We start from the raw sequence: 16611 nt of genomic DNA, 5'->3' as shown, positions 1-16611 counted from the left end.
TTTAATTGTTTAATGTAGCTTCATTACGTATTGTTCGGGTATTACGATCAAACAGCTTTTCGTTATTAGATTGACTCATATCAACTTGTGGTTTGTTTATATCACCATACTGAAGAACGTTATCAAAGTTGGAGTTCCTCTTATTAACTTGTTCTAATACCAACCTCTTATCTGGATTAAATCGATTAACGGCACCTAAAGCTTCCAGATATGTATTCGTTACACCATAGTTATTGTCACCTCTTTGCTGTATAACTTTCGTAATAATATTCTCAGATGAGCTACCTTTTAGATCTTCTAATATTCCTTTGCTTAAGGTATCCATATTAACTTCATTTCCCTTATAGTAATGAGCACGATATGCTTTTACTATATCAAAAGGAAGCTTGTAAGTCTTGCCTTGATACTCTGCATTATATGTATACGTACCATTTTTCCAACCGTTTACTTCATTTGCTGGCATAGTGTTTTTATCAATAAATGCAAGCAAATTAATTAATTTATCTTCAGGTGATAAAACTTTAGATTCAACGCTATGGGTATTTACCTCACCAATTTTATTTATTCCCTTTGCTGAATTTATATAAGCGTTTAGGTACGGAGTTAGCCTTCTATCCCTCACTTCTGTATCTAAGTCCTCACTGTTATGATTTTGATTGGGATTTTCCTTTTCTCTTCGTTGCGTGAAATACTCTGCAAGATTCTGATCAAAATTCTTTCTATGCTCATCTTTTGTTCCTTGAGTTCTATCTTTAGCTCTCGAGTAATTAGGCTTATGATTATTGCGTGCTAATTGATCTCTTGCTTTTTTATCATCTAACTCTTTAGGTAGATACGCATTTGTTATCGCTACACATGCATTGTTTAAGCCGACGCTATCGATTAAAGATTTATATCGAGAAGAATCTTTTTCTATAAAACTGTACACATCACTTACCATAACTGGAACACCAACGTTCCTTGATTGATCAAACTCAGCCATTAAGCTTTTTAGTTGTCCAACTATGTCTTTATCTTCGTAAATTCCAGGTAGTTTAGCTTGTAGTTCTAACTCTAATGCTGCTTGTCTTTTTTCTAAAGCAGAAGTCTTAAAAAGCCCAAGCTTGTTAAATACATCTTTAAAGAAATTAACAATAGCCGTAACTACTCTATCTAATCCATCTTTAATATGATTACCAGCACGTTGTGACCAAGAAGGGGAATTAAACTCTAAAGCTTGTTGCAATACTCCAGCTTCCTGTTTAATCTTCGCTTGGAGAACTTCTGTATTCTTTATGTCAGTTTGCAAAAAATGCTTTATTACATTTGCGTTAAAGTCTCTAAGCGCTTTCTCATTATCAACGGAGTTTTCCTTAGCAGATCTAACAATGTCCCCTAAGTTAGTAATAGCCTCTATTGAAGCTCTGGTTTCTTCACTGTTTGAAGTGTCTAAGCTATAACATAACCTAAGCTTATGATAGTACTCTGGAGATAAAATAAAATCGCCATTTTCATTACGAACTACATGTTTATCTAACCCTGTTATCTTAAACCCCCCAGATACACCTGGTTTTATACCCCCGAATGTACCGGGGGTTTCGTTTTTTATTGCTTCAACTTTAGCTAATTCGATTAGTGCTTGTTCTATATCTTCAGAATAAACGCCTCGCTTATGTGCTCTTCCAGTTTCAAAGTAGCTTGCATTTCCATCAACAGCTTTACTACCTTTATTAAAAAAAGTGGTACTTTTATTAATAGTAAAAAATTCATTACTACCTTTAAGTAAAATTTTAATCGCCATATTTTTCTCCTAACATTAATTTTTAACTGTTTTTACCAAAGCATCTGTACTGACGCCTTGCGATAAAATTACAAGATTTAATTTTAAGGCACAATATTTAGCACTTTTATCGGACAAATTGATTGGTTTATAGAGAAACTGTTCAATAAAACCTAATGCCTATGTAATTCTTTCATCCTTAGATTAAGCTCGTTTATTCATAATGAAGCAACTGCCCCTTGGTTTTTCCACACTATCTGAAATTCAAAAATATAAAATAAGGATTTTTACTAATTAGTCACAGAAGTGATCATAATCAATGTGTCTGAATTTAATTTCTTTTATTGCATAACATCCCTTTAGTGGATACTTTTAACCTAGAATTTTAGATTTTCTTTTTAATTGTAAGAGAAAAAACATTATGCCAATTTTCACAAACAACGAAGTTAAATATCGACGAAAACCGACACTGGATTTCTGGCCTTTTTCTTACCAAGGATCAACAAATCTACATTGGGAACGCGCCCTGCTAGAATTAGAAAACCTTCATAATGTATCTCCAGAATTTAAAGCTTTCCTACGTGCGAAATTTCATTCTGATCATCCAGCTGACCTACTGATATTGAAAAAACTTGACTATCTTTTTCAACAAGGTTTACCAACCGTGACTGAAAAAATTGTTCACACTTATATATATTGTGTTGATTGGCTAAATTTATTTCGTAACCTTTATGAATTGATCGCCCTTACTGTAAAACCACTAACTATGCAGTTACCATTTATTGGGCTAGCTTGGCAATTATTTGACACACTTATCATTACAACTATGGCTATATATGCTGATCAAAAACAGGATACTTGGGCAAGAAATGTCAATCTTTCTTGCTCATCACAGCTTATGATCTGTAATAGCATTATGCTGAGTGCTTTATTGGTAAGCACTTGTAGCGCATTAAGCCTTGCGAGCCAACTTGCAGCAGGAGTAGGTGGAGTGATTGCTTTGGTCATTTCATGGGCACTTAGTCAGCGCACTGCTAAATTATGTGATGCTCGTATTGATTATTTAATCCATGAACGTTTGTGTGTAGAAAAATTGTCAATGTTTGTTCCATCTGAAATCATACAACAAACCACCACAAATTATCAAAACTGGTGCAATAAAATCGAGCAAGGTCAAAATAGCGAAGTAAGCTATAAGAACTTTATGCAATCTTTACAAACACTTGAAAACAACCTTCTTACTCATCCTGACGCAAATAAATCAAATGAACATCATGAGGCAACGCTTGCATTGGGTCTATGCAAAAGTCAAGTCAGAAAGCGTGAACTATATTATCGCTTAGAAAAGCCACTGAACTTTTATACCATCACAACGCTTGCACTGGGTATCTTGGCAGTTGTTTTATTTTGCATTGGTGCTAATATGGCCACTTTTGGACTTGCCACTACCATTTTCTGTTCAGCGATGGTGATTTTTGGAAGTCTCTACAACCTTTATCAAAAAAATCGATTTTTAAATGCAAATACTGAACTCACATCTCACAAAACAACACAGAAACCTTATCCAACTACTATTTTCAATGTTCCTTTAAATATTAACAACACAACCTACGTCACACCAAATAGCTGAAAAGTATTATTATTTTATTCATATTCTCTCTATAGACCTATGAATTGTAAGAAATGAATTTACACTCCTCCCAATTTTCTACTTTTTGAAAATACCTTTTGTAATTAAAGACAGTTTGTCCGTTTTTGATATGAATTCATAAACGTTTCATTTTAAGGCGATTAGAATCAGCAGCGCTCACAAGAAATAGTGTGCACATCAATATGTAATCAATAAAAGGAGAAATAAATAAATGAATTTTAAGAAGCTTCAACTGTTCATAGCACCTTTATCTATAGCCGTTATCACAGCGAATGTATCTTATGCAAATTATGCTCAATCACAAGAAACACCGATTGACAAAAATATTATTAGCGAATCTTTACAAAACTTCTCAGCAGAGAGTTTATCTGGTAATCCTGAGAGTATTAAACAATTGAATGCATTTTATAATGCAGCAAAGAGCAAATCTTATATCAATACCATCACTAAAGGTATATCTTTTGCCGATTTAATTATTAAGGAATATCCGATTTACAATAAAGATGTCAATGTAACAGAAGCCAGTAAGCAAACTAAAGATGCAGCCAAAGAACTCTATAATGCACTTCAAAACATCAATATACTTCCTATTATGGATCAGCATCTAGTAAATTATAAGAGCGCCTTTGATAAAGCATGGCAGGCACGCGTTGCATTCTGGAAAAACGAAAACAGTAGCGAGCAAGCACAAGATTTTAATCATTTTGTAAATTACATGATGATTTATGGTTTGGCAAACATCCAAAAACAAGGCATGGACCATGCCAAGGATAGCTATGTACAAATCAATACTATGGCCTATCAGCTTCAGATTGATGCACAAAATGCTTATGTCAAAATCAAGCAAGGTGCAATTGATGACGTCTATAACATCACCCCTGAAATTTTAAAGTCAAACGTAGCTTTGTTGCGCCAAAATGCGACTGTTTCGGGGGTCACTCAAGCTGTTGTCGATGTTAATAATGGCTTAGAATCGGCATTGAATATTAACGTGCCAATCAAAGTTTTTGGTGTAACAATATTTACATTAAAACTACCACAAAGCGTTATTGATTTTGTCCACAATGCCGAGAATAAAACAGGACTAACCGACAGTTATCAAGCATTGATGTTTATAATGAAAACAGATTTGACAGCGATAAGTAATTATGAAGCTATAGCACAAGCCAGCGATAAAAATGCCTTTGCAAAAATGATCGTCTCTTTTGCACAAGCTACAGCTAAACACTTCGCTGTGACACCTGAACAAGGATATTGGGCTATTTTGAATCAGATTGCAGTACAACTTAACTCACATATTCATTAGAAATCGTATCAATAGGTTCTATGTATGCAAATGAATTTGTATACATAGATAATAAATCATCCCAGAAATCAATATGTATTTACAAATAAATCAACTGACACACTTGCTATCTTAGTTTATTTGTGAATACAATTTTTAAAGAGGTGGGGAAGTGGTGTTAAGCGTATGAGTGATCTACGCTGAAAGGTAAAAAAACAAAAGAACCTCACCATCAAATTCAAAGACAAAAACTCTGTAAAATGATTCGTGATAAGCCTATTAGATAAACTTACACTTAACTATTTTATCGACACTATGAATTGACAGGGAAGGAAAAAGAGAAGTAGATTTTCTACCATAGAGAATCTTATAGCATTTGACTTTGATAAAGAGGAAACAAAGTGAATATTAAAAAACATCTTAGTTATTGGTTCTTCCCCGTTTTATTCCTTATCTTTATGACACTAAACCTTATTTTCATTATTCTTTCCTACCAACAATACCGTGATAGCCAGTATCATAAAACGCTGCATTCATTAACAAATACAATATTTCAAGTCTATTTACGTCACAACAATGCACTAGAAAGTTCTGATCAAGCAAATATACATCGTGTTCCACGCTACATTTCGTATTTTTTTAGCGATAAACCAACGTTTTATCCAGTAATTGGGTTAGATATTCCTACGAAGTATCAAAAAAATAGTTATTTTTTATATACGGACATAAGAAAACAAATTGAAACTGAGCTTGGGAGCCTTCCTTTTTTTCACTCAAAAGATGTTTCTATTTGCTATGTTGACCTTAAACAATGTGCAAATTTTAAAATTGAGCTTCCCAATCTTTATTATCTTTATTTTTTGCTTTTGCTTTTTTTAATATTCATGCTTTTGCTTATCCCAATCCACTTTGTCTATAAACAAAAATTGGTCCAACCATTTTTACGCATGCAAGCCTTGGCAGATAAATTGAATTTAACCAGTGGCTCCACTGTCACTAAACCATTTAACTTCAAGAATCTAGCTGATTTAATGGAAAAAACGTGTAGTAAACTCAATACCTTAATTGATGAGAAAATGTATACAATACAAGCTATATCACATGATCTTAAAACACCTATTACTAAAGCTAAGCTTTATATGTACAATAATATCCCAACAAAATACCACGATGAACTAATTAAATATTATGATGATATGGAATATTTACTCGCTCAAATTAGTGTTTATGCAAAGAAAACCTATTTTAAAGAAAAGCGTCAGAAAATTGACCTGATTGATTTTGCTGAATCAGTGTGTCATGAATACCAAATTAACGGTTTTGCAGTGAGCTTTTCAACGACTTTACAAAAAGCAATCGTCATCTTTCGACATAAGGCACTAAAGCGTGTTGTGCAAAATTTAATTGATAATGCGATAAAATATGCAGGTAGCGTTATGGTTCACATTGAAGAAAGTAACCAACAATTATATTTATTGTTTACTGATTCAGGTCCAGGTATTGCAAATGCACACTTGACTAAAATATGTGATCCTTTTTATCGTGTTGACAGTGCCCGTAGTCATAATATACCAGGATCTGGTCTTGGATTAGCTATTGTTAAAGAAATACTGACGCATAACAATGCTGAATTAATGATATACAATAATGAAAATGCAAATGGATTAACTGTTAAAGTTGCGTTTCAAATGCCCTAGTCAAAATATCAAAATAACTCACTTGAACAAAGAGGCTTTAAGGTATAAAGTATCTTCAAATTATGATTTTTGTATATAGTTAAGAGAAGACAACAATGTTACAAGCTACAATTTTAATTGTTGACGATGATAATGACGTAAGAAAATTATTATCCGATACATTAACAAAAAATAACTACAAAGCAATCACAGTGGGAAGCGTCAACGAGGCCCAAGAGCAAATTAACTTACAAAAGCCTAACCTGATGCTACTGGATATTAATCTACCCATAGAAAATGGTATCGATTTTTGTAGGAGAATACATAGCCAACACCCTATTCCAACTATTATGCTAACAGCATCCGACGACGATATTGATCGTGTGCTTGCTTATGAGGTAGGTGCAGATCACTACATAACAAAACCCTTTAATCCAAAAGTCCTACTTGCCACTATAAAAGCTGTACTTCGTAGAACAACTAAAAATAGCAATTCAATGGAGCACCAAGAATTTCACAATGCTAATTATATTTACTTTAACAACTGGTGTTTTGATCTTAGAGAGCGAACATTAATTAACGATCATGGTGTATCTGTTGAATTAACAACAAAAGAATTTGAACTATTGCACCTACTTGTTGAAAACGATGGACAAACTTTATCTAGAAATGACTTGATTCAATCTTTATATGGACGTGAATACAATGGGTATGATCGGAATATTGATATCATGATCATGCGTATTAGAAAAAAACTAGAAACTGATCCACAGAACCCTAAAATAATTAAAACCATACACGGAAAAGGCTATCTGTTTAACGCACCCATTCAGTGTAGTGACACAAATCATACTATATCTTTCTAACACTACACCCAAGTTATCAAAAATAATAAAATGAAACGTATTTTTTCATTTTATATATACAAAGAAGGGACTTTTAACAATCTGCTTGCGATAATACTCTTATATCAAGAGTTAAGTTTAATTGTAGTGGGGAGAGCGAAATTGCTCTATACAAGTTGCACTATTTTAGGGTGTTATTAAGTGTCAAGGAGTTCATGGTGAGATTAACTGATTATTGCGCTAAAAAGATTCACTCAATAGCTGTATGGTCAGTTTATTTAACCATTCTCCTAAGTCATAATAACGTGTTAAGGTCACAAAGTCGTAGACTTCAAATGCACAATATAAATCCTGAACGATATTTCTAACGGTAGATTCTGCACGAAAAATACGATTAGCAATTTCAAGGTTATTATGACCTCGACATTTTAATGTCAGTACGTAAAACTTAAGCAAAGGTAATTTAACAGGTTTGAAGTAATTCCATATCGTTAGATTCTTACCATCCCAAGTTACAGGTACTTTCGCTATTTTAAAAAAGAACCCCCTGATTTCAACTTTATCTGAATTAATATATGTGCGCGTAGTAATAATTGACTCAGGACCTTTTCCATCAAAATAAAATAATTCCTTTTGTATCGATACACCTTTGAGCAAACGTGCTTCTTGTTCTCCAGTTGAATACATTTTATGAAATGGTTTTAACTCTGCTATATCCACTTCATTCTTACCTTGAAGCTCGATTTCATCTTGTATTCCAAGATAGCTTAAATATTGTTTATTAATGTTAACTAATTTTCCAGACTTATCCTTTTCAAAAAAGGCAAATTGATATTGCGTCATAATTAACCCCATAATGACCATAATATTTAAACACGTCCCATTTTCAATTAGTGCTGTCTTCTTTAAATGCTTAGTGATATTAAATTAATAATGTACTAACCAGAAATTAACAAGTGTCATACTTAATTAGCAATCAAAATTCATTTAAAGAATATTGCACTAGATGCGTATAATACATGATCAGTGTAAAAAAAATAGCGTAAAACTACGCATAATTATGATAACCAATCAATATTTAAAAGATCACACTTTATCTATTTTTATTCATTTTTCGAAAGTTAGAAAATTACATTAAAGTTTAAGACAAAATGATGAAGTTATTTCAAACCTATTGATGAGTAACTGCTTTTAGAAAAAAATGCCAAACAATCGAAAACAACTTGTAAAACGCTGAAAATCCATGGATAAGAATAATACCGAAGCCATCGACTATATCGTTGGAATACTTAAAATGCTGATTGGTACTGAAAATACCACAGACTTCACCGTGTTTGATTTAATACGCGTCATTGGCACAATCATAGGCTTTTGCCTCTTATTTATTGCCATTATTCGCTTATCAAAACATGGTAAAACTCAGCAGATGTTTCGCTATTACGCACCATCAACCACCATATTGATGCTTTTCTCAGGGGTTATGTTATTGTCAATGACAGGCTTTCTAGAAATGGTAAGTACTGCATTGTTTCAAGATACGTCACTTAATCCAATTAATACGATCAGCGCTTATGCAGATGGGGCAGAGAAGTCTAAAGATATTAATATTGCCCAGCAATATTTAGTGTTTTCACTACTTGCAATCGTGGGATTTATTTCACTCATTCGCGGCGTTTTTTTACTAATTAAAGTATCAGAAGGGCAACATGAGGGTGGAATTGGACAAGTTGTAAGTCATCTTATTGCGGGGGTTGTAGGCATGAATGCGGCTTATTGTATGACAATTTTAAATAATATATATGACTTTAAACAATATATGACTGGGTAAAGACCATAAAAAATACTTTTTACTCACTGTGATATAGATAAAAATCAAAACCCTTAAACCCAAACCAAGAAATGGAGAATAAATATGAAAATGAATATCCCTAGCATCAAAAAATTTTTAATTGGTGTTTTTTTATTAACGCTTACTTGTGCTATTAGTTATGCTGATACTCCCTCTGGCACTGTCCATAAATTTGGTGAGTGGGCCCAAGGAATTGTCACTTTTTTTGAACAAATAAAGACGTTCGTTCAAATTGTCGCTACAGTGGTTGGTATGTGGTTTGTATATAGTGCATTACAACTCTTTAGAAAACATCACACCACTCAAGGCACTCAAGGGGAACATGTTAAACATGGCGCAGGTCACCTTGTACTTGGTGTATTCTTAATGTGCCTTGTACCAGCTATTCAAATGTTACAAGGAACGATCTCAAAAAACATGGGACAAGATGGTGCAACAAAAACTTTTGAAGTACAAGACGAAAATATTTTTAGCAAATAATTTAACTTTATCAGAGTTCTAACTTATGAAAACTACATCACTTATTCTTTCTCTTTCTATAGTACTACTGAGCGCATGCAGTCATGTTGACACAAGCACGCCAGAGAAATACCAGCCTGAGTACATCAACAATATGGTAATTAATGAGCTTAAAACCTCGAGTGAGTCAATTCAAAGCTCACTTAATGAGCTCAATCGTTCTAACACCATTCGCTATGGCAACCCTAATATTCCTTTTACTAACGTTAATGATGCTCAGCTGTTGCAAACACTTTCACTAACTTATTATGGTCCGTTAGAAAATGTGCTAACTAAAATTGGCTTAGCGGTAAATTATAAGGTGCAATACTTTGGTAAAACACCACCCTTTCCAATTGTCATCATTATTGGTCAACTTAATGCCCCTATACAAGAAACTGCCCTTAATATTTTAAGGAATATCGCTGTTCAAGCGGGTAAACAAGCAAGCTTAAGTATTAATACAGAAGCCAAAGTCATCAGTGTCAGGTATTTACAAGCATGATAGCAATCGAATTACACCAACTAGAAAATTTGAACACAAATGCTCCAATCGTAAAATACGATAGCACTCACCTCACTTTAAGGCAAAAAGCAATTAAAGAAGCTGCTTTAGAGTTAGGCATTCAAAGTGGACTCTATGTTGGTCAAAACATGATTAATAAAAGTCTAGATAAACTGGCACCTATGTTGTATCAGACCTATAACTTTAATACGTTATTATTAAGTGACAACATTTTACCACCTATTATTGAAACAGGTTATAATCAATCCAATGTTGGTACTGATAACCGTAAAATAACTTTAAATGGTCAGTCATATCATATTACAAGGCAAGCTTATTTCGTCTCAACTGTCCCAACTTGGCGTGATTACCTTATTACCCACTTTACTCAACCTGAATTACCTGATCGTTCCGTACTTCCACAAAATGAGGAAGAACAAAAGATTTGGAAAACAGTTATTCGCTATGCTTGGGAGAGCGGTATCGAACAAGCGGTGGATATTTTTAAACAGCAAGTGTATAAGTTAAACCGGGATTTTCGTGGCATGGTTATGTATTATGAACTTATAAACCGCAACATGATTGTTCCACCTTACATCACTAAAGAAACAAAAGCCATCATATCTGATTCTGATAATCTGGCTATTGATAATAAAGAAATCAATTTAAAAATTGAGCCACAATTTCAAAGCAATACTGAACTATGGCAAGTCATGCTTGATCCACTACACGATGTAATAAGTAATAACAAAAAATAAATGAGCTTACTATGACTGGCGTGACTTCTCTTTTATTCACACATGAACCACCGTATTTTTTGCAAGAGCACTACTATGCACTGTTAACTCATGCAGCAGATATTAATATCAGTGACCTGACAGTGCAAACAGACAGCCCGATATTTGGACTACAATATGGACAGCATAAAAAATTGACCACTAGGTGTCTTAGCTCTAATGAAGTGGAAGACTTTATTAATCTTTTATACGGCAGCAACGCTGTAGCTAAAGTATTAAGTGGTAGCGATCTTGATTTTAGTTACACACATCGGATAAATAGCAATCAAACGCTGCGTTTTAGGATAAATGCCAGTTTAATAAGCCAATATGAAAAATTAGGTATCCAAATTTCAATGCGATTATTAGCCACAACCCCACCACCTATTGAGAATCTATTATTACCAAATGAACTTATCAATTTAAGTTTTATCAAAGAAGGTATTGTTTTAGTTTGTGGTGCAACAGGATCGGGGAAATCTACTTTGCTTGCTTCAATGTTGGCCTTAAGAGCTCAAAAAAGTATTGTAGGAGAAAAAATTCTTACATTTGAAGCACCAATTGAGTATATCCTACCAATCCATACTGGAAACTCAATTACTTCACAATCTGAACTGCCTAGATGTTTACCTGATTTTGCTTATGCAGTTAGAAACGCATTAAGACGTACGCCAACAGCCATCATGGTTGGGGAATCAAGAGATAATGAAACAATTTCTGCTGTGATTGAAGCAGCCCTTACTGGCCATAGCGTTTTTAGTACACTTCATAGTCAGTCGGTAACTCAGGCGATAAATCGACTGCTGATGCTTTTCCATGAAGGAGCAAAAACACGTATTTATTATGACTTTTTTAGCACCACACAAGCCATTATTTGGCAAACGCTCATACCTTGCAAAAATGGCAAGCGTGTCGCCTTAAGGGAGTATATTACGATTGATCCCATGCTAAGAGCCAAGCTTTTATCTTGTTCAATTGATGAGGTATCCACTGTTATCAATACTGAAATGGATAAAAACAAAACGTCCTTAACTCACCATGCCACACAATTATTACAAGAAGACTACATTAGCAAAGAAACTTATGATTTTTACTACCAACATGGAGAAATATAATGAATAACAGTCACACACATTGGCGTGATTCCGGTAGAAAGCCTAAGTTCTTTATTATTGAAGCTCAGGTTTTTATTCCCATTGTTTTATGCTTATTTCACTTTAGAACATGGACCTTATGTCTAAGCATTGGTACAGGTATATTGCTTTTTATACTTAGTCGTTATCAAGTCACTCTTTGGGTATTTTTATTAAATTTAAGAGAATGGCTTTTGGGTCGTGAGAAATTAACGCAGAAGATCAACCAAGATGAGTAAAGGGTTAAGGGGACTCGCCCGCTCCCAAGAAGCGCGCCCAAGCGACAGTATTCGCGATACACGAGGTTTAATCTTTCAAATTTATGAACTTGCTTCATCACGATTAGGAAGCATGTGTTTAATTTTTTTGTCGCTTCTTGCTTTAACTTGGTTACCATTATTAAGCGACTTCCTTTTTATCTTAGTTTTACTAATTTTCTGGAATGCATTCTGGCAAATACCAATACTACCTTTTCGCTTGCCCTTAGGCACTAAACATCCTGATCTTTCCAATAGTAACTTATTGCAAAAAAAAATCTCCAAAGCAGCTGGTCTTTATTTTTTTGGTAACGAAATTAGCAACAATCAAGAGCTTTGGTTTAGTGATGAAGATATGCGCACCCATGCCCTTATCCTTGGGTCTACTGGTTCAGGAAAGACACAAACCTTACTTTCTATTGCGTTTAATGCACTATCTCAAGGCTCAGGCTTTATTTATGTTGATGGTAAAGGAGATAATTCACTATATGCTCAAGTGTTTTCAATGGCTAAATATATGGGGCGAGAAGACGATTTACTTGTTATTAACTACATGACAGGAGCTGAAGACATTATTGGCCCTCAAAAGGACATGATTTCTAATACCTTAAACCCATTTGCCTTAGGCTCTTCTAGTATGTTATCCCAATTAATCGTGAGTATGATGTCATCCTCTGATAGCGGTGGTGGCGATGGTGATATGTGGAAAGGAAGAGCGATTTCTTTTGTCGAGGCACTGATGCGTTTGCTTGTTTATCTTCGAGACAAAGGTTATCTATTACTTGAGGCCAATACCATTCGTAGATATTTTATACTTGATGTTGTTGAGGATTTACTACACAAACAAAAAGTAGTCGACCATAATAACCAAACCATTATCATCCAAGAAACGCTTCCTACGGATGTTACTGATCCGATGTATAACTATCTTGCAACGTTACCTGGTTATCAGCAAAAAAACATTGGTAAACAATCAGATAAAACTTATGAGCAACACGGTTACATCACAATGCAATTGACACGCATCTTTGGCTCATTAGCTGATGTTTATGCACATATTATGCGCACCAACCTTGCGGACGTTGATTTTAGTGATGTGATTTTAAATCGTCGTATCTTAGTTGTACTTTTACCTGCATTAGAAAAATCACCAGATGAATTGTCTAATTTAGGAAAGCTTATTATCGCTTCATTGAAAGCCATGCTGGCAGCCGGTCTTGGTTCTAAAATTCAAGGTGAATATAAAAAAGTTATCGAATCGAAACCTTCTAACTCCGACACACCTTTTTTATGTATTCTAGATGAGTATGGTTATTATGCGGTTGAAGGATTTGCTGTGGTTCCTGCTCAAGCACGCTCTTTGGGCTTCTCTGTTGTGTTTGCCGGTCAAGATATTCCCGCCTTTCAAAAAGCATCTAAAGAAGAAGCTGCTTCTATTTTTGCCAACACTAACATCAAACTGTGTATGAAACTTGAAGATCCTACTGAAACCTGGGATTTTTTCAATAAAACGGCAGGAGAAGCATATGTATCAACCGTTAGAAGTTACAACATGGGACAAGATGGCAATAGCTTAGGTTACAAAGACTCAAGAGAAGCAGGAATTGAAAAACGTGCTAGGATTGACCTTATGGATTTAAAAGATCAACTGCCTGGTGAAGCACATGTATTCTTTAAATCCAATATTGTCAGAATGCGCTCTTTTTATGCAGCTCCTAAGAAAACTAAGCATATTGCATTGAATCACTTATTAAAAGTTGAGCCTTATAGTATTGCTTTTATTCAATCGACAAAAATTGCACTTGGAAATACTCACTATAAAAAAATAGATGCCTTACCATTAAGCTCGATGCTATTACAAGAAGGGATGCCCAACTTAAATGACGCTCCTGTTGGCGAACCATATGCACTTGATAGCGGCAAATCGAGTGAACAATCTCCTTATCAAACAAACACATCAGAATCAGCATATCAAAGCAAACAAGCTTTAGATCATTATGCCAATAAAGCTGACGAAGATATAGCGATGTTGCAAGATAGTATTTTGTTTGAATCTATCTCTCTTGAAGCAAAATTAAATAACGCATATTTTGATTTAACACAATCGAATTTAACTCAGCAACTCGTTGATGGTAAAATGCTACGTGACCTTTTCTATCGCCTTAACACTATGAACGGGTTAAAGTTAAGTGAAAATAAAGCTCATATCATAGAAAAATTACAACATATAAAAAATCTCTCTAGCCAATATTTGAAAAACACTTCCGAAAGTAAGGTAAATGAACTATTTAGCCAAAAACCATTCCAACTTAACTTAAATATGAAAAAGAACAAATGATGACACTGACAGACATTATTAAACACTTAAGTGAAGAACATGACTTAACCTTTATTGAAAATCAGCAGCACAAGCATTTTGCTCAATTAAAGCATTCTGGTTTGTTAATCAACTCGCTAATTGCAAAGGCTAATAGTAATTATCTTTATGTTTTTGATACTTCTATGGCAAACATAAATAATACTCAATTTGATTTGATGAGTATTTTATTTACCTATGATGCGCTACTGAGTATAGCGCAAGATAATATAGTAAATGTAGATAAAATCTTAGGAGAAAAAAACGATGGCTAATGCACCTAATAACAATGACGACGGGATGGCACCTTTTTACGTCGTATCCATTATTTTATTAATGCTACTGCTATTTTATTGGTTGTTTCACAACCAGATCATTAGAGTTGTTTTTTTGATTAAACGCCTTGAGCTAATGATTATCATGTCGTGGGATACGCGTTATATGATGCTTATGAATTGGTGTAATCATGTATTAGAATCTACTGTCACACTTAAGCAACTTAAGTATTTAGCTTACAACATATCCGATGCTTTTAAACCACTATTCTGGATCGTCGGCACAGGTCTTATCGGAATACTTTTTTTCTTTCACCCGAGTCGGAAATATCGCCAAACGTTTTCAATGCAAAGTTTATCGCGCTTTATTGGAAAACATTTTAAAAAAGTCTGCCTCCCAAACGACCTACAAGGCAATGTTGATTCTGCTTTTGATATTGCTTTAACGCCGGTTCAATATTTACAAAAATACAAACTTATAGAAAACAAGCAACTTGATATCCATGCACTACATAATAACTTAAGCCAACAACTAGGCTCACGTTGGCTTGGAACAAAGCAAATGGCTATTGAAATATATGGGTTATTTGTTGCTTTTTCGTTGTGTATCTGCGATAAGCGCAAACAAGCTGACAAGCTTTTTGGTTATTTAAATGCCGAGTTTACCAACAACTCAAATTCATTTAAAAAATATATTAACACGCGCAAATTAAATCAATTTATTAATGCGCACTTAACCGAATGTATTTCTCATTCAGATATCCAAGCAATTATTTCTCAACACCATTACACCTACACACTTATATGTGCACTTTTACACACAGCAAGGAAAAGTGGAATTGTCCCTTCCGCATCATTTTTATGGTTAAAAAAAGTTAACCGTACCCTTTGGTATGCTTTAAACAATGTGGGCAGAAAAACATTCTTTAGCGAAGGTGCAGCTATTACTGCACATTGGAAATTTGAAGAAGCGATAAAAACACCTATGTCTTCACCAATGGTTCAAAACGTTATCAATGCTTTACAACATGAATATCAACTTTATGAGTTATTAAATCATGACAAAATCTGAAATACCGCTAAAGCTTTTGTCTATTCCCATGAATGGGCAGTTATTTTTAAAGCGTTTACATGCACCAAAGTATAATGCTTGTTTTCAAAAACTCGCTCAACAACAAGAGAGTTGTTACTTTTGTAAACAACAAAACACTTCACTTTATATCATCAATCTTGATCATAACTACCATAATAACGATTGGCAAAACCTTACACTGGCATGTGGTTTTTGTAGTTATGTTCAATTATTGGATCTGACCTTTCACAACGAAGTACCTAAGCAATATATTATTTATCTACCAACAAAATCTCAAGAGACACTCAACCATTACTACCATCAGTGGCAAACAATGGTTAAACAAAAGAATAATGTTTTTGCTATTCAAGAAGCTATATTGGAGCTTTCAGAACACTCCCAGCCTTTAGATGAAATTATTGGCTTTCAAGCAAACTTTAAAGATCACCTTGGTTTATTACTCAAACCTTATGCTGACAACCATCCTCTTTTATCCCACCTTCGATGGCTGCCTAGTTTCGAGCTGCTAACAACTTTTCAACTCATACAGTGATTTACTGAATCAAGGTTTCAAATACCTGCAATATAATTACGTTAATTTCATCATTTTGTCTAACATTTTAATTTCATCATGATCTTGTTTAGGTTTTTCAATACACTTCACCCTGTTTTAC

Annotated in this window: 16 protein-coding genes; 14 read left to right on the top strand and 2 right to left on the bottom strand. The window is 34.2% G+C overall.

Features of this window, described 5'->3' with window-relative positions:
* Position 1 precedes the first annotated feature (1 nt).
* Positions 2-1780 carry a hypothetical protein gene (locus tag DNJ77_RS02020; protein ID WP_116963333.1) on the bottom strand — a complete coding sequence of 593 codons (1779 nt, stop codon included), beginning with the start codon at positions 1778-1780 and terminating at the stop codon, positions 2-4.
* 400 nt (positions 1781-2180) lie between these two features.
* On the opposite strand from DNJ77_RS02020, the gene DNJ77_RS02015 reads away from it, so the two are divergent.
* The 4 genes from DNJ77_RS02015 to DNJ77_RS02000 all read left to right on the top strand — a co-directional run bounded on the left by DNJ77_RS02015 (position 2181) and on the right by DNJ77_RS02000 (position 7237).
* Positions 2181-3389, top strand: coding sequence for a hypothetical protein (locus DNJ77_RS02015; RefSeq protein ID WP_116963332.1), 1209 nt, complete (start codon positions 2181-2183; stop codon positions 3387-3389).
* 232 nt (positions 3390-3621) lie between these two features.
* Positions 3622-4716 (top strand): hypothetical protein, encoded by a 1095-nt coding sequence (locus tag DNJ77_RS02010; protein WP_116963331.1) that lies wholly within the window; start codon positions 3622-3624, stop codon positions 4714-4716.
* Between the two features lie 380 nt (positions 4717-5096).
* Positions 5097-6392 (top strand): sensor histidine kinase, encoded by a 1296-nt coding sequence (locus DNJ77_RS02005; protein WP_157966554.1) that lies wholly within the window; start codon positions 5097-5099, stop codon positions 6390-6392.
* 95 nt (positions 6393-6487) lie between these two features.
* On the top strand, positions 6488-7237 hold the full coding sequence (locus DNJ77_RS02000) for a response regulator transcription factor (RefSeq protein WP_116963329.1): 750 nt from the start codon (positions 6488-6490) through the stop codon (positions 7235-7237).
* Positions 7238-7456: 219 nt separating this feature from the next.
* Here DNJ77_RS02000 and DNJ77_RS01995 read toward each other — a convergent pair whose 3' ends face one another.
* The gene (locus DNJ77_RS01995; protein ID WP_116963328.1) at positions 7457-8059 is read right to left on the bottom strand and encodes a helix-turn-helix domain-containing protein; all 603 of its coding nucleotides are present in this window, start codon (positions 8057-8059) and stop codon (positions 7457-7459) included.
* Between the two features lie 400 nt (positions 8060-8459).
* Between DNJ77_RS01995 and DNJ77_RS01990 the strand changes: the two genes are divergently transcribed.
* The 10 genes from DNJ77_RS01990 to DNJ77_RS01945 all read left to right on the top strand — a co-directional run bounded on the left by DNJ77_RS01990 (position 8460) and on the right by DNJ77_RS01945 (position 16490).
* Positions 8460-9044 (top strand): hypothetical protein, encoded by a 585-nt coding sequence (locus tag DNJ77_RS01990; RefSeq protein WP_116963327.1) that lies wholly within the window; start codon positions 8460-8462, stop codon positions 9042-9044.
* Between the two features lie 84 nt (positions 9045-9128).
* Complete coding sequence (locus DNJ77_RS01985) at positions 9129-9545, top strand: hypothetical protein (RefSeq protein WP_239986711.1); 417 nt, start codon at positions 9129-9131, stop codon at positions 9543-9545.
* A 25-nt stretch (positions 9546-9570) separates the two neighbouring features.
* Positions 9571-10068, top strand: a complete 498-nt coding sequence (locus DNJ77_RS01980; protein ID WP_116963326.1) for a DotD/TraH family lipoprotein — start codon at positions 9571-9573, stop codon at positions 10066-10068.
* The gene (locus DNJ77_RS01975) at positions 10065-10826 is read left to right on the top strand and encodes a type IV secretory system conjugative DNA transfer family protein (protein WP_116963325.1); all 762 of its coding nucleotides are present in this window, start codon (positions 10065-10067) and stop codon (positions 10824-10826) included. Before DNJ77_RS01980 ends, DNJ77_RS01975 begins: the two co-directional genes overlap by 4 nt.
* A gap of 11 nt (positions 10827-10837) precedes the next feature.
* Positions 10838-11959, top strand: coding sequence for a type IV pilus twitching motility protein PilT (locus DNJ77_RS01970; RefSeq protein WP_116963324.1), 1122 nt, complete (start codon positions 10838-10840; stop codon positions 11957-11959).
* A complete protein-coding gene (gene icmT / locus DNJ77_RS01965) occupies positions 11959-12216 on the top strand; it encodes an IcmT/TraK family protein (RefSeq protein WP_116963323.1) in 258 nt (85 codons plus the stop codon). The genes DNJ77_RS01970 and icmT overlap by 1 nt, the downstream gene beginning before the upstream one ends.
* Positions 12209-14572: a type IV secretory system conjugative DNA transfer family protein gene (locus DNJ77_RS01960; protein ID WP_116963322.1), complete on the top strand. Its 2364-nt coding sequence runs from the start codon at positions 12209-12211 to the stop codon at positions 14570-14572. The genes icmT and DNJ77_RS01960 overlap by 8 nt, the downstream gene beginning before the upstream one ends.
* A complete protein-coding gene (locus DNJ77_RS01955) occupies positions 14569-14865 on the top strand; it encodes a hypothetical protein (protein WP_157966553.1) in 297 nt (98 codons plus the stop codon). Before DNJ77_RS01960 ends, DNJ77_RS01955 begins: the two co-directional genes overlap by 4 nt.
* The gene (locus DNJ77_RS01950; RefSeq protein WP_116963320.1) at positions 14858-15937 is read left to right on the top strand and encodes a secretion/conjugation apparatus DotM-related subunit; all 1080 of its coding nucleotides are present in this window, start codon (positions 14858-14860) and stop codon (positions 15935-15937) included. The genes DNJ77_RS01955 and DNJ77_RS01950 overlap by 8 nt, the downstream gene beginning before the upstream one ends.
* A complete protein-coding gene (locus DNJ77_RS01945) occupies positions 15924-16490 on the top strand; it encodes a hypothetical protein (protein WP_116963319.1) in 567 nt (188 codons plus the stop codon). Before DNJ77_RS01950 ends, DNJ77_RS01945 begins: the two co-directional genes overlap by 14 nt.
* The last annotated feature ends 121 nt before the right edge of the window (positions 16491-16611 follow it).

The organism is Fastidiosibacter lacustris (assembly GCF_003428155.1).
GTDB classification, from domain to species: Bacteria; Pseudomonadota; Gammaproteobacteria; order Francisellales; family Francisellaceae; genus Caedibacter; species Caedibacter lacustris.
Note: the sequence above shows the minus strand (reverse complement) of the source record. Positions and strands in the feature narration are given on the sequence as shown.